The sequence below is a fragment of the Clostridium sp. ETTB3 genome (assembly GCF_053571985.1).
Genome location: NZ_CP199832.1, coordinates 187967 through 202106, shown reverse-complemented (window position 1 = coordinate 202106; position 14140 = coordinate 187967). Strand labels below are relative to the sequence as shown.

Annotated in this window: 15 protein-coding genes, 1 tRNA gene and 1 other annotated feature; of the genes, 1 reads left to right on the top strand and 15 read right to left on the bottom strand. The window is 29.2% G+C overall.

Features of this window, described 5'->3' with window-relative positions:
* Positions 1-39: 39 nt before the first annotated feature.
* The 13 genes from nusG to ACUN06_RS00925 all read right to left on the bottom strand — a co-directional run bounded on the left by nusG (position 40) and on the right by ACUN06_RS00925 (position 10667).
* Positions 40-561, bottom strand: coding sequence for a transcription termination/antitermination protein NusG (nusG, locus tag ACUN06_RS00985; protein ID WP_302541447.1), 522 nt, complete (start codon positions 559-561; stop codon positions 40-42).
* Positions 562-600: 39 nt separating this feature from the next.
* Positions 601-831, bottom strand: coding sequence for a preprotein translocase subunit SecE (gene secE, locus ACUN06_RS00980; protein ID WP_042402286.1), 231 nt, complete (start codon positions 829-831; stop codon positions 601-603).
* A gap of 50 nt (positions 832-881) precedes the next feature.
* Positions 882-1031, bottom strand: coding sequence for a 50S ribosomal protein L33 (gene rpmG, locus ACUN06_RS00975; RefSeq protein WP_042402281.1), 150 nt, complete (start codon positions 1029-1031; stop codon positions 882-884).
* A 175-nt stretch (positions 1032-1206) separates the two neighbouring features.
* Positions 1207-2400, bottom strand: a complete 1194-nt coding sequence (gene tuf, locus ACUN06_RS00970) for an elongation factor Tu (protein ID WP_291733190.1) — start codon at positions 2398-2400, stop codon at positions 1207-1209.
* 65 nt (positions 2401-2465) lie between these two features.
* Positions 2466-2541, bottom strand: a tRNA-Thr gene (locus ACUN06_RS00965).
* An 81-nt stretch (positions 2542-2622) separates the two neighbouring features.
* On the bottom strand, positions 2623-3267 hold the full coding sequence (gene sigH, locus ACUN06_RS00960; RefSeq protein WP_291733188.1) for an RNA polymerase sporulation sigma factor SigH: 645 nt from the start codon (positions 3265-3267) through the stop codon (positions 2623-2625).
* Between the two features lie 34 nt (positions 3268-3301).
* Positions 3302-3811 (bottom strand): NYN domain-containing protein, encoded by a 510-nt coding sequence (locus tag ACUN06_RS00955; RefSeq protein ID WP_291733185.1) that lies wholly within the window; start codon positions 3809-3811, stop codon positions 3302-3304.
* A gap of 24 nt (positions 3812-3835) precedes the next feature.
* On the bottom strand, positions 3836-4699 hold the full coding sequence (gene rlmB / locus ACUN06_RS00950) for a 23S rRNA (guanosine(2251)-2'-O)-methyltransferase RlmB (protein ID WP_294369703.1): 864 nt from the start codon (positions 4697-4699) through the stop codon (positions 3836-3838).
* Positions 4700-4717: 18 nt separating this feature from the next.
* Positions 4718-5131 carry a Mini-ribonuclease 3 gene (locus ACUN06_RS00945; RefSeq protein ID WP_291733181.1) on the bottom strand — a complete coding sequence of 138 codons (414 nt, stop codon included), beginning with the start codon at positions 5129-5131 and terminating at the stop codon, positions 4718-4720.
* A gap of 175 nt (positions 5132-5306) precedes the next feature.
* Complete coding sequence (cysS, locus tag ACUN06_RS00940; RefSeq protein WP_291733178.1) at positions 5307-6707, bottom strand: cysteine--tRNA ligase; 1401 nt, start codon at positions 6705-6707, stop codon at positions 5307-5309.
* 30 nt (positions 6708-6737) lie between these two features.
* Positions 6738-8447: a proline--tRNA ligase gene (locus ACUN06_RS00935; protein WP_449389974.1), complete on the bottom strand. Its 1710-nt coding sequence runs from the start codon at positions 8445-8447 to the stop codon at positions 6738-6740.
* 161 nt (positions 8448-8608) lie between these two features.
* Positions 8609-8790: a binding site (T-box leader), on the bottom strand.
* A 74-nt stretch (positions 8791-8864) separates the two neighbouring features.
* On the bottom strand, positions 8865-9539 hold the full coding sequence (gene ispD, locus ACUN06_RS00930; RefSeq protein ID WP_291733174.1) for a 2-C-methyl-D-erythritol 4-phosphate cytidylyltransferase: 675 nt from the start codon (positions 9537-9539) through the stop codon (positions 8865-8867).
* A 12-nt stretch (positions 9540-9551) separates the two neighbouring features.
* Positions 9552-10667 carry a PIN domain-containing protein gene (locus tag ACUN06_RS00925; RefSeq protein WP_449389973.1) on the bottom strand — a complete coding sequence of 372 codons (1116 nt, stop codon included), beginning with the start codon at positions 10665-10667 and terminating at the stop codon, positions 9552-9554.
* A gap of 254 nt (positions 10668-10921) precedes the next feature.
* On the opposite strand from ACUN06_RS00925, the gene ACUN06_RS00920 reads away from it, so the two are divergent.
* Positions 10922-11320: a nucleoside triphosphate pyrophosphohydrolase family protein gene (locus tag ACUN06_RS00920; protein ID WP_291733170.1), complete on the top strand. Its 399-nt coding sequence runs from the start codon at positions 10922-10924 to the stop codon at positions 11318-11320.
* Positions 11321-11392: 72 nt separating this feature from the next.
* Here ACUN06_RS00920 and disA read toward each other — a convergent pair whose 3' ends face one another.
* Both disA and radA read right to left on the bottom strand, forming a co-directional pair.
* The gene (gene disA / locus ACUN06_RS00915) at positions 11393-12457 is read right to left on the bottom strand and encodes a DNA integrity scanning diadenylate cyclase DisA (RefSeq protein ID WP_291733168.1); all 1065 of its coding nucleotides are present in this window, start codon (positions 12455-12457) and stop codon (positions 11393-11395) included.
* A 213-nt stretch (positions 12458-12670) separates the two neighbouring features.
* Positions 12671-14062 carry a DNA repair protein RadA gene (radA, locus tag ACUN06_RS00910; RefSeq protein ID WP_291733165.1) on the bottom strand — a complete coding sequence of 464 codons (1392 nt, stop codon included), beginning with the start codon at positions 14060-14062 and terminating at the stop codon, positions 12671-12673.
* Positions 14063-14140 lie beyond the last annotated feature (78 nt).

The window sequence follows — 14140 nt, the reverse complement described above, 5'->3', positions numbered from 1 at the left end:
CCCACTTAATTAAAAACATTAGTTTTATATATAATTATACTAAACTAACTTCTCAACTTGGTTAAAATCTAGTTCAGCTAATGTTTCTCTGCCGAACATATCTATTAAAGCCTTTATCTTGTGTTTTTCAACACTTATCTCTTGGATTACCGCTACGAATTCTCTTAACGGTCCTGAGATAACTCTTACGCTTTCTCCTACTTCTAAATCAATATCTATAGGCATTTCTACTACACCCATTGATTCTACTTCTTCATCAGTAAGAGGTACTGGTTTAGAACCTGGTCCAACAAATCCTGTTACACCTCTTGTATTTCTAACCACATACCATGACTCATCAGTCATAAGCATTTTTATTAACACATATCCTGGGAACTTCTTCTTTAAAGAGACCTTTTGTTTACCATCTTTTTCTTCGATAACTTCTTCCATAGGAACTTGTATATCAAGAAGTAGATTTTCAAGATTTCTATTTTCTACAGTTTTTTCAATATTTGCTTTAACCTTATTTTCGTAACCTGAATATGTGTGTACTACATACCATCTAGCTCTTTCACTCATATTTACTATAGATGAAAAGTTTCATCTAAACCTCCTTTATTATAGTTTAAAAATCAATTTAAAGAGGTTTGTAAAAATATAATCTAACCCGCCTACCAATATAATATATATTAGTACGACTACGCCTACTGCAATTAACGCTTTTTTTGTGTCATCTTTAGAAGGCCAAGTTATTCTTTTAACCTCTGCCTTAAGTTCTCTAAAAAACTTAGAAAGCCCTCTTTTTTCAGAAGTTTTAGTATTAATATTTACATTTTCTTTAATAGCCATTACTTCACATCCTTAACTATTGCGAATATGTGTCATTGCTCTAAAGCTAACTATTTAGTTTCTTTATGTTGTGTGTGTTTTTTACAGAATCTGCAATATTTGTTCATTTCCATTCTGTCTGGGTTGTTTTTCTTATTTTTCATTGTGTTGTAATTTCTTTGCTTACACTCTGTGCATGCTAATGTTACTTTAACTCTCACAGTCTGCACCTCCAGTTTATCCAAATAATTATATAAGTATATATATGATATTGTGTTACCTAATTCGTTAATTACTTAAACACTCTATCATAAAAGCGATATTATGTCAATAATATTAGCTTTGTAAAGGACTAGGTAAACAAACCCAGTCCTTATATATGAAGTAATTGATTTATTATTCGATTATAGAAGTAACAACTCCTGAACCTACAGTTCTTCCACCTTCTCTGATAGCGAATCTTAAACCTTCATCCATAGCTACTTGAGTGATTAACTCAACGTTCATATCGATGTGGTCTCCAGGCATAACCATTTCCATTCCTTCTGGTAATTTGATTGATCCTGTAACGTCTGTTGTTCTGAAGTAGAATTGTGGTCTGTATCCATCGAAGAATGGAGTATGTCTACCACCTTCATCTTTCTTAAGTACGTATACTTGACCTACGAACTTGCTGTGTGGGTGAACTGATCCAACTTTAGCTAATACTTGACCTCTTTCGATGTCTGTTCTTTGAACACCTCTTAATAATGCTCCGATGTTATCTCCAGCTTGCGCTTCGTCTAGTAACTTTCTGAACATTTCGATTCCTGTTACTACTACTTTTCTCTTTTCTTCCATTAATCCTACGATTTCAACTTCGTCTGATACGTGAAGAACTCCTCTTTCAACTCTTCCTGTTGCAACTGTTCCTCTACCAGTGATTGTAAATACGTCTTCTACTGGCATTAAGAATGGCTTATCTGTAGCTCTTTCTGGAGTTGGAATGTAGCTATCTACTGCATCCATTAATTCCATGATGCAAGCTGTTGCTTCTGGATCTGTTGGGTTTTCTAATGCTCTTAAAGCTGATCCTTTTATTACTGGTATATCATCACCTGGGAATTCATACTCAGATAATAATTCTCTAACTTCCATTTCAACTAATTCTAATAATTCTTCGTCGTCTACCATATCTGCTTTGTTTAAGAATACAACGATATATTCAACACCAACTCTTGATGCTAATAAGATGTGTTCTCTTGTTTGTGGCATTGGACCGTCTGCAGCTGAACAAACTAAGATAGCTCCATCCATTTGTGCAGCACCAGTGATCATGTTCTTAACATAGTCAGCGTGTCCTGGACAGTCAACGTGAGCATAGTGTCTGTTTTCTGTTTCGTATTCAACGTGTGCAGTGTTGATTGTGATTCCTCTTTCTTTTTCTTCTGGAGCCTTATCGATTGATGCGTAATCGAATGCTTCAGCGAATCCTTTCTTTGATAATACAGTAGTGATTGCTGCTGTTAATGTAGTTTTACCGTGGTCTACGTGACCAATTGTTCCGATATTTACGTGTGGCTTACTTCTTTCGAACTTTTGCTTTGCCATTTGAAATTCCTCCTTATTTTTAAGTAAACTTTGCCTAGCGTTTGCATACTAATTTATATTTATCTTGGAGCTCATGATCGGGATTGAACCGACGACCTCCACCTTACCAAGGTGACACTCTTCCTACTGAGCTACATGAGCATTAAAGTGATACTCACTTTAATATACCAATTATAAAGTTTACTATCATTTGTTTTTTTTGTCAATATTATTTTAGTATTATTATTTAGTCTCAGAAAGGCACTTTTCAAGCTTTTTTTTCACTCTTTGAAGCGCATTATCAATAGATTTTGCATGCCTATCTAAATCACAAGCAATCTCTTGATACGATTTTCCATCAAGATATGATTGCAAAACCTCCATTTCCAAATGAGAAAGGACCTTTGAAATTGCTTTTTCTATATATTCCTTTTCTTCTTTTCCTATTATAAGCTCTTCAGGATCTGTTATCTTCATACTTGATAGTATATCCATAAGTGTTCTTTCTGAATCATCTTCTGACACAGGTTTGTTAAGAGATACATATGTATTTAACGGAATATGCTTTTGTCTTGTTGCCGTTTTTATTGCAGTTATTATTTGCCTTGTTATACACAACTCAGCAAAAGACCTAAATGTAGTTGATTTTTCATAATTAAAATCTCTAATTGCCTTATATAACCCTATCATACCTTCTTGATAAATATCCTCTTTATCTGCCCCAATTAGGAAATATGATTTAGATTTTGCTTTAACAAAGCCTTCATATTTAGAAATAACATATTCTTGTGCTCTAACATTTCCTTTTTTTGCTTCAACTACAATTTCTTCTTCTGCTCTACCCTCAAATTCACCTGCTATTTCTTTTGAATAATCATTGTTATCCACAAATCCCCCTCCATTCCCAAAATTATCCCTATATTTATCCACGCCTAATAGCCTCTAATTTTTTTAAAATATCTTCATCAATATTGTCTTGAATAGTACTTTTATGTGAAGTACTAACTTTTTTACTTGACCTTTTTATATCTTCAGAAGTATCAAACACCATATTATAAAATTCTATACTTGAAATTCTAGTTGCACCCCTTTGAAAAATGGTTTGTTGTTCTAATGAATCTGATGTAACTACAGAAACCTCAAATCTTCTTCCTATATTATGTATTTCTTTTTCAATATAAGCATCTGCTGTTTCTCCACTTTTAGTAAATATAACTGTAAGATTTTTATTATGCTCATATTTATTTTCCAAATTACCAGCTACTCTATAACCATCAAATATTAACATAATTTTAATTTGGTGAATAGCACCATAATTATGTAAAATATCAATAAGCTTTTGTCTAGCACTATCTAAACTTATTTCTTTTTCACTCTTTAGATTACTCCAACTATTTATTACATTATATCCATCTACAAATATAAATTTCACTTCTTACCCCTATGCGTGTATTTATTATTTAGTTAATCTACCTTTTAAAACTTCATACATCATTATACCACCTGCAACCGAAGCATTTAAAGAGTTAATTTTTCCTATCATAGGTATTTTTACTAATAAATCACACTTTTTAAGCGTTAAATTTGAAATTCCTTTTCCTTCACTTCCTATTATTAACGCACATGGACCTGAAAAATCAGTATTATAACTATAATCTTTACCATCTATATCAGCTCCATAAATCCAAATTCCTTGTTCTTTTAACATATCTATAGTTGCATTTATATTTGTAACCTTTGCAATTTTCATATGTTCTATTGCTCCAGCTGAACATTTATAAACTGTAGATGTTACACCAACATTTCTTCTTTTTGGTATTATTATTCCATGCACTCCACAAAGCTCTGCTGTTCTTATTATTGAACCTAAGTTATGAGGATCTTCAATTTCATCTAATATAACTATAAATGGTTGTTGTTCTTTTCTTTTTGCATCCTCTAATATATCATTTACTTCACAATATTTAAAAGGAGTAACTCTTGCAACTATTCCTTGATGGTTTAATCTATCACACATTGTATCTAATTTTCTTCTATCTGCTTCTTTAATTACAACTCCTCTATCTTTAGCTAATCCTAAAGCAACCTTTATAGATCCTTCTAAATCCCCCTTGCTTACATATACACATTCAATAGTTCTATCACTTTTTAAAGCTTCGATTACTGCATTTCTTCCTATGATTAAATCTTCTCTCATAGATTCATTACTTGTATTATTTTTTTCTTTTCTATCATCTCTTCTATCTTGAAACTTATTATTTCTTTCTTGAAATTTATTAAATTCTCTTTCTCTTCTTCTTTGATTTTCTCTTTTTGTCATTGTTTATTCTCCTTTTTCTTATAGCTCTATTGAAATAGCCTTATTAAATATAAATTCTAATTTTTCAAAATTCCCTGTTAAATATAAATATCCTACTAATGCTTCAAATCCAGTAGCCATTCTATAATCCCTTACATCTGCATTTTTAGGAATTGTTGCAGATTTAGCATTTCTACCTCTTTTATATATATAACTTTCCTCTTCTGTTAAATCATTTTCTATTACATGCATAATAGTAGCTTGACTTTTTGCCTTAACATAACCTATAGCTTTAATATGTATTTTATGCGCTGTTAATTCTAAGTTTTGTGATAATATATGATTTCTTATAAAAAGTTCATAAACTCCATCTCCTACTAATGCAAGTTGAAGTGGATTTAATAATCTAGCTTCCTTTGCTGTAAATTCTCTTACTTTTAAATCTTTTAACATTTTAATTTTCTCCTAGTTATTATATTTATTAAAAACTAAGAGCTAAAAGGAAGTACAAACTTTCTTAAGTTTGTTGAAATTTTTTCAAATAAAATAAGCTTTACTTAATTTAATGAAAATTTTTTAAATCTTCTCTCTTAACTCTAATTTAAATTTTTTATTTTTAATAAATTATTTAATCAACCTTTTTCCATCTAACGCCTTGCGGAGTATCTAAAAGTTCTATTCCTCTACCTTTTAAGTCATCTCTTATTTTATCTGCTAAAGCAAAATTTCTATCTTTTCTAGCTTGTTGTCTTTCAGCTATTAAAGCTTCTATTTCTTCTTCTAAATTTCCTTTAGTTGTTTTTTGTAATATTCCTAAAGGTGAACCTAATTCTCTAATTAATTCTAATGCTTTTTCACATAATTTCTTTGATGAATTTATTCCAACATTACTATTTATATCTCTTATTAAATCAAATAAAACAGATATAGCATCAGCAGTATTAAAATCATCATCCATTTTTTCAATGTATCTTTGTCTATAAGTATCTAATGAATTTAAGTATTCTTGTTCATCCTTTGTCATTTCATCAACTTTTACTTCTGAAATTAAGTTTTCTAAGTTTCCAACTGCATTATATAATCTTTCTACAGAAGATTTAGCTGATTCTAATAAATCTTCACTAAAGTTTAATTGAATTCTATAATGACCTGAAAGCATTAAAAATCTAATTACATCTGCATCATATTTCTTTAATGCATCTCTAGCAGTTAAGAAATTATTTAAAGACTTAGACATTTTTTGATTATTAACATTTAAGAACGCAGAGTGCATCCAGTAATTAGCAAACTTTTTACCTGTTAATGCCTCACTTTGAGCTATTTCATTTTCATGATGTGGGAATGCTAAGTCCATTCCACCAGCATGTATATCAATAGTTTCTCCAAGTAATTTCTTAGCCATGCATGAACACTCAATATGCCATCCTGGTCTTCCAAGTCCCCATGGAGATTCCCAAGCTGGTTCACCCGGTTTTTGAGCTTTCCATATAGCAAAATCTACAGGATCTTCTTTTCTTTCATCTACATTGATTCTTGCTCCTGATCTTAAATCATCTAAGTTTTGTCCTATAAGCTGTCCATAACTTTCAAACTTCTTAGTTCTAAAGTATACATCACCATTAACTTCATAAGCATAACCTTTTTCTATTAAACCAGATACAAATTCTATTATTTCTGAAATATATTCAGTTGCTCTTGGATTTGTTGTTGCTCTTTTTATATTTAATCCATCAGCATCCTTATAATATTCATCTATATATTTGTCTCCAATTTCTTTTACAGTTGTATGCTCTTCATTAGCTTTATTAATCATTTTATCATCTATATCAGTAAAATTTTGAACAAAGTTAACTTCATATCCTCTGTATTCCATATATCTTCTTATAGTATCAAAAACAATAAATGTTCTTCCATTTCCTATATGAAAGTAGTTATATACTGTTGGTCCACAAACATACATATTTACTTTTCCTGGCTCTAAAGGAACAAACTCTTCTTTTTTTCTAGTCAAAGAATTATATATTTTCATCCTAAAACTCCTCTATTTTCATTTTTTATATTATAAGCTTATATTATTAATTTCAAATTGAGATTTTACCTTTTCTAAAACATCTTCAATTTTTATTACTTCCATCTCACCATCTCTTAGCTTAAATTCAACTTCTCCATCAGTAATCTTTTTACCAACAGTAACTCTCATTGGTATACCAATTAATTCTGAATCCTTAAATTTAACACCTGGTCTTTCATTTCTATCATCTAATATAGCATCAACACCAATTTTTCTTAATTCATCATATAACTTATTAGCTATTTTCATTTGAGCTTCATCTTTAATATTTACTGGTATAACTGATACATGATATGGAGCAACCGAAAGTGGCCATATTATTCCATTTTCATCATGATGTTGTTCTATTATTGAAGCCATTGTTCTTGTAACACCAATTCCATAGCATCCCATAACAAATGGAACATTTTTGCCATTTTCATCTATAAATGTAGCATTCATTGCAGCTGAATATTTAGTTCCTAATTTAAATATGTGACCAACTTCTGTTCCTCTTGCAATAGTAACTTCAGAACCACATTTTGGACATTTTTCTCCACTTTCAATTTTTCTAAAATCTCCTACAACACCTTCAAAATCTCTTCCGTAATTAACATTTTTTAAGTGATATCCTGTCTCATTAGCCCCTAAAATCATGTTATACATATTAGCAACTTCTTCATCTACTAATAATAAATCAACTTTTATTCCTACTGGTCCTCCAAATCCTGGTTCACAATTTGTAGCCTTTGTATATTCTTCATTTGAAGCCATAATTATATCTCCTGAAGCTTGTGCCGCATTGGCAACCTTTACTTCATTTACTTCTCTATCTCCTCTAACAACTACACCTACAATTTTTCCATCAACATTAAACATTAATAATTTAACAGTTTTCTTTGGTGATACTTTTAAGAATTCTGAAACTTCATATATTCCTCTACTATCTGGTGTAGCTAACTTTTCCATTTCTAATAATTCTTCTACTTCTGCCTTTTCTGGAGTAGCTTCTGCTTTTTCAATATTTGCTGCATAATCACATGCACTACAGAATACTACATCATCTTCACCAACTTCAGATTTAACCATAAACTCTGCTGAATTTGCTCCTCCAATTGCACCTGAATCAGCTTCAACACATTTAGCATCAATTCCACATCTATTAAAAATTTTAACATATGCATCATGCATTTTATCATAAGATACATCTAAACCTGCTTGATCTTTATCAAAGCTATAAGCGTCCTTCATTATGAATTCTCTTGATCTCATTATACCAAATCTTGGTCTTCTCTCATCTCTATATTTTGTTTGGATTTGATAAAGATTTACTGGTAATTGCTTATATGATTTTATTTCATTTCTAGCAATATCAGTAAATACCTCTTCATGTGTTGGTCCAAGACAGAAATCTCTATTATTTCTATCTTTTAATCTAAACATTTCATCTCCGTAGACATCCCATCTACCTGATTCTTGCCATAATTCTGCTGGTAATACTGCAGATGCTAAAAACTCTTGTGCTCCTGCTGTATTCATTTCTTCTCTAACTATCTCTTCAATATTTTTTAAAACCTTTAACCCTATTGGCATGTAGTTATAAATTCCAGCTGCCATCTTTCTAATCATTCCTGCTCTAAGCATAAGCTTATGGCTATCTATTTCAGCTTCTGCTGGCACTTCTCTTAATGTTGATACTAACATATTTGACATCTTCATAATAAATTTCCTCCTAATTGTTTTTTATTACTATAATAATTTTTATTTTTCTGATTATTTTTATTGAAATCTAATTTATATTAATAAAGCTTATTAAAACTTTTATTATCTTAATTTAATTTCAACTTTTAATTATAAACAAAAAGTTCACCCTAATATATAATTAGGGCGAACTTATATCCGCGGTACCACCTAAATTTGTACTTTAATAATGATAACGGTGTTAAACCGATAGTTTTTACCTATAACTCAAAAGCTGGTTCAAAATCTGTTGAAAATCTTACAGCCAATGGATTTTCTCTCTGAATTAGCGATTTCTACTATTCTTCATCACTGCTTTAGTAATATTTTTTTATTAATTTATTATATAATCTTGAAAATACTCTGTCAATATAATGAAATACGAACTACTTATTGTTAAATAAGCCTTTCTGCTAATATTAAATCTTCTGGTGTTGTAACTTTAATATTAGTATATTCACCATCATAAAGATATACACTATATCCATACTTTTCAACAACCATAGTGTCATCTGTTACCATTTCTCCATTATATCTTATCTTTTCATGACATTCTAATATTTCATCAAATTTAAATACTTGTGGTGTTTGTATTGATACTAAATTAGCTCTATTTGGTGTATCAACAGAAAAATTCTTTTCATTTTTAACTTTTATAGTATCTTTAGGCATCACACCTGGTGCAGCCGCACCATATATTTCAGCAAATTTAATGCCTTCGTTTATTATCCTCTCTGAAATAAAAGGCCTTGCTCCATCATGAATCAATACAATATCAGTGCTACTATTTTTTAAGCTTTTAAGTGCATTATATACTGAATCTTGTCTTTCTTTACCACCTATAACTATTTTATTAATTCTTAATTCATATTTCTTTAAAATATTTTCTTTAAAATATTTTACTTCATCTTCTGGTAAAACTACTATTATATTATCTATTTTTTTATTTTCACTAAATTTCTTTAATGTATAATAAATTATAGGCTTACCCTTTATATCAATAAATTGCTTGCTAATAGCTGATCCCATTCGCTTACCTTTTCCACCGGCTAAAATAATAGCACTTATCATCCTAACTCTCCTTTAATCATCCTTTGGTTTTGCAAAAATCATTCTTCCAGCTGATGTTTGAAGTACAGATGTTACAACAACAAAAATTTCTTCTCCAATATGTTTTTTACCACCTTCAACTACAATCATAGTACCATCATCTAAATATCCAATACCTTGAGTTGATTCTTTTCCATCTTTTATAACTATGATTTTCATTTCTTCACCTGGAAGTACTACTGGTTTAATTGCATTAGCCAATTCATTTATATTTAAAACAGGCACTCCTTGAAATTCTGCAACCTTATTTAAATTAAAATCATTAGTAATTACTTTTCCATTTAATTTTTGAGCCAACTTTAATAATTTACTATCAACTTCTGGAATATCCTTAAAATCGCCTTCCCAAATTTTAGTTTCAATTTCTAATTCCTTTTGAATCTTATTTAATATATCTAATCCTCTTCTTCCTCTATTTCTCTTTAAAGAATCAGCTGAATCAGATATATGTCTAAGTTCATCTAAAACAAAACTTGGTATAATTAAAGTTCCTTCTATAAATCCTGTTTGACATAAATCAAATATTCTTCCATCTATAATTACTGAAGTATCTAAAACTTTAGCATTCCCCTTACTATAGTTTTTATTTTTTTTATCTTTATCTCTTTCTCTTTGATTAGTTCTTTTAAATATAAGCAATGTAGATGAAATATCATCCTTCTTTCTTATAAATATTTCTGCTCCTAATATTGCAGCAATAAGTTCTAATAAAACAAATATTATTGGGCCAATTGCAGGATGTATTCCTACAAAAATTCCTGACAAAGGTGCTCCAATAAATGTAGCTATAATTAATCCTATTAAAATTCCAGCACATCCATATATTAATTCCTGAGCGCTAAATTTTTGAATACTTTTTTCAATATTATCTATAATATTAGCTAATAACTTATATAGCTTTGGAGAAATAAAATAAAAAATAATTCCAAATAATAATACACAAAAAATATAAAATATCGTAGTTGATACTAATCCCTTTATAATATTAATTTTAAACCTACTACCAATTCGTATTATAGCTTCTGCTACAATATATCCAACAACTAATCCTAAAATAGTAAAAATAATTTTTAACCCTCTCTTAAACAAAACCTCACCTCCTACTTATATTGAAAAATAATAGGTAATAGTTATAAATAACCATTTTTATTATACCATATTATTGATATTACTATTACTAACATTTAACTTTAAAAATAAATTATATTTTATACCCCCTATCAAAAAAACAATAGGTTGTTTATTATAATATTAAGCTAATACAAATAAGGCTTGCATTGACAAAATTGTCTGAAAATACTTATAATTAAATTATGGAATATATTTCTAAGGAGTTGAGGCAAATGAAAGACATTATATTTGATAGTTTTCAAAATGACGTTAGTGAATCACTACTAAGGCACAAAAGTATTCTTGATATAATAACTAAATATGCTGAATCAAGTTGTAGAATTAATAGGGCTGTGGCTAAATCTGTAACTAACTGTGGTTGTATTGAGATAAATGCAAAAAAACAATGTTTGCCAAATGATGACAACTCATTGGAAGATTTATCAACTTGCTTACAAACTCATCTTGATGGGTGTTTATGTGATAATTGTCGTGAAGTTATAGAAAGAGAAATTGGAAATAATCTTTTTTATCTTACATCTCTTTGTAATGCTCTTAATATAAATCTTTATGACGTTTTATTAAAAGAAAGTGATAAGATGAATACATTGGGTAAATTTACTTTTAGATAAATATATAAGCAGGTTCTTCCACCTGCTTATATATTCTTACCATTAAATCCTATTAATATTCTAAATTTATTATTAAATTTCTTTTTTTAGGTTAATTTGTTCCTTTATTCTTTTCAATCCAGTTCTTATAGCTGTAGCTCTTGCTTCACCTATTCCCTCAACCTTATCTAATTCCTCACTGCTAGCTGTTATTACATATCTTAATTCTTTAAAATGTTTAATTAAATTTTCTATTACATTAGTTGGAATCCTTGGAATCTTAAATAAAATTCTATATCCTTTAGGAGATATTAATGTATCTACTAATGATACACCTCCAAATCCAAGAACTTTTGCAATAATCTCAAGATCTACTAACTCTTCTGAATTTAATCTTTGAATATCCTTGTAAATACTATTATAGTCGGCATTTTCACCACAATAATCTCTTATTAAAAGAATACCATCTCTTTCTATATATCTTATTAATTCATTTAATTGCATGGAAATTAATCTTCCTTCATTTCCAAGTTCTAATATATATCTCTTTATTTCTTCTACTATTCTCATTACCATCTCAGTTCTTTGTATAGCTGTTACAACATCAAAAACTGTAGTTAAATCTTGAAATTCTAATATGTTTAAATTATTAATCACTCTCTCTAATACATTCACATACTTTTCTAATGTTTGGATTGCTTGATTTGCTCTTGCTAAAATTACGCTACTATCTTGTAATACATATTTTATATCGCCTTTATATACAGTTATAATATTTCTTCTTTGAGATATAGCTACAACAATTGTATCTGTTTGTTTTGCTATTCTTTGTGCTGTTCTGTGTCTTGTACCTGTTTCATAAGTAGGAACTGTTGGATCTGGCAATAATTGTGCATTAGCACAAACTATTTTTCTTAAATCTTGACTTAAGACTATTGCCCCATCCATTTTTGCTAATTCATAAATATAAGCTGGAGTATATTCTGCATTAATAGTAAATCCTCCATCTACAATGCTCATTACTTCTTCTGAATCACCAAAAACTATTAATCCACCAGTCTTAGCTCTTAAAATATTTTCTAATCCCTCTCTTAAATTTGTTCCTGGACTAATTATTTTTAATATATTTTTTATTTCATTATCATCCTTAATTCTCATTTAATCACCTGATCCATTATTTTTACCTAGTATCTATATTTATGTATTAAAGCTAACTATTCTCAGCCTATTTAAAATTTCATATTACTAACATATATAATATTACTATTATATAAATATTAACTCAACGTTTTTGTAAATATTTATAAATATTATTATTTATAGTTTTTTTTACAAAAAAACAAGTATAAATTAATATACTTGTTTAAATTTTTATCTATATACATCAGCTATAACATCATTTAATGTCTTCATAGCCATTATTTTTATATTAGGTATATTTACATCTTTGATAAAGGAATCTTTTGCAACATATACTTTCTTAAAGCCCATTCTTGCAAGCTCTTTTACTCTTATTTCTAATGAAGGTACCTTTTTTAATTCTCCCGTTAAGCCTACATCTGCTATAAAAGCAATATTAGCTTCTATTCCTCTTTGCTTTACAGATGAAACTATGCTCATTATTACAGCTAAGTTTATTCCTTGCTCTTTAATTCTCATTCCACCAGTAGTTTTTATAATAACATTTTTATCATAAAGTCCTATTCCACCTCTTTGTTCTAATATTGATATTAACGTATTAAGTTTATCCTTTCCCAAGGTTTCCCCTATTCTAGTTGGATAAGGAGTAAATGTCTTAGATACTAAACTTTCTATTTCTGTTATTATAGGTCTTGAACCTTCCTTTATAACAGTTAATGTACTTCCTGAAACTACTTCTCCCTCTTCCCTTTTTGTCATAAAAAACTCTGAAGGATTATCTATAGATACCATTCCTCTTTCGGACATTTGAAAAAATCCTGTTTCTCCAGTACTTCCAAATCTATTTTTTGAACTAACTAATCCTCTTAATTCTTCATCTGTATCACATTCTATAATCAATACAGTATCAACTAAATGTTCTAAAGCTCTTAATCCTGCTAATTCATCAGCTTTAGTCATTTGCCCAACTATTATAACTGCACGCTGTCTTTTGTCGTCTTTAGCAATTCTTAATAATTCATTTGCACATTCCATAGTTTGTGTTGGTGAGCCTGCTCTTGCTGGTAAAAATGCTTCCATAGTAAAGGTTTGAATACTATCTATTATCAATAAATCTGGATCAATTTCATTAACAGCATCAACAACATTATCCATACTAGTTTCTTGAACTACCCAAATATTATCATCAATTTTATCTAAAATTCTATCTGCTCTATTCTTAATTTGACTATCACTTTCTTCACCTGAAGCATAAATAACTTTATATCCACTTTGGGCTATATTATCTGCTACTTGTAATAACAAAGTTGATTTACCTGCTCCTGGTCGTGCTGTTATTATAGTAATTGAATCTTTAACTATTCCGCCACCCATTACTCTATCAAATTCATTTATTCCAGTTACAATTCTATCACTTTTACTTGATTTAACTTCTGATAACTTTTTAATTGGCTTCTTACTTAATTGTCTTACTTTTGTAGCTTCTTTTGCTGCCTTATTTTGCTGAACTACCTGCTCTTCATTAAATGTATTCCAATTGCTACAATCAGGACACTTTCCCATCCATTTTGGTGATTCATATCCACATTCCTCACATACAAATACAGATTTTATTTTTGCCATTTTATTCACCACTCTATCTATATTAATTTTCTTATTTTAATATATCACACATAAAATATAAAAAAAATAAACCATAAT

Excerpts from the sequence above, each read along its gene's own strand:
- nusG (WP_302541447.1), bottom strand. The coding sequence starts at position 561 with ATGAGTGAAAGAGCTAGATGGTATGTAGTACACACATATTCAGGTTAC.
- secE (WP_042402286.1), bottom strand. The coding sequence starts at position 831 with ATGGCTATTAAAGAAAATGTAAATATTAATACTAAAACTTCTGAAAAA.
- tuf (WP_291733190.1), bottom strand. The coding sequence starts at position 2,400 with ATGGCAAAGCAAAAGTTCGAAAGAAGTAAGCCACACGTAAATATCGGA.
- rlmB (WP_294369703.1), bottom strand. The coding sequence starts at position 4,699 with ATGACAAAAAGAGAAAATCAAAGAAGAAGAGAAAGAGAATTTAATAAA.
- ACUN06_RS00945 (WP_291733181.1), bottom strand. The coding sequence starts at position 5,131 with ATGTTAAAAGATTTAAAAGTAAGAGAATTTACAGCAAAGGAAGCTAGA.
- cysS (WP_291733178.1), bottom strand. The coding sequence starts at position 6,707 with ATGAAAATATATAATTCTTTGACTAGAAAAAAAGAAGAGTTTGTTCCT.
- ACUN06_RS00935 (WP_449389974.1), bottom strand. The coding sequence starts at position 8,447 with ATGAAGATGTCAAATATGTTAGTATCAACATTAAGAGAAGTGCCAGCA.
- ispD (WP_291733174.1), bottom strand. The coding sequence starts at position 9,539 with ATGATAAGTGCTATTATTTTAGCCGGTGGAAAAGGTAAGCGAATGGGA.
- ACUN06_RS00920 (WP_291733170.1), top strand. The coding sequence starts at position 10,922 with ATGAAAGACATTATATTTGATAGTTTTCAAAATGACGTTAGTGAATCA.
- disA (WP_291733168.1), bottom strand. The coding sequence starts at position 12,457 with ATGAGAATTAAGGATGATAATGAAATAAAAAATATATTAAAAATAATT.
- radA (WP_291733165.1), bottom strand. The coding sequence starts at position 14,062 with ATGGCAAAAATAAAATCTGTATTTGTATGTGAGGAATGTGGATATGAA.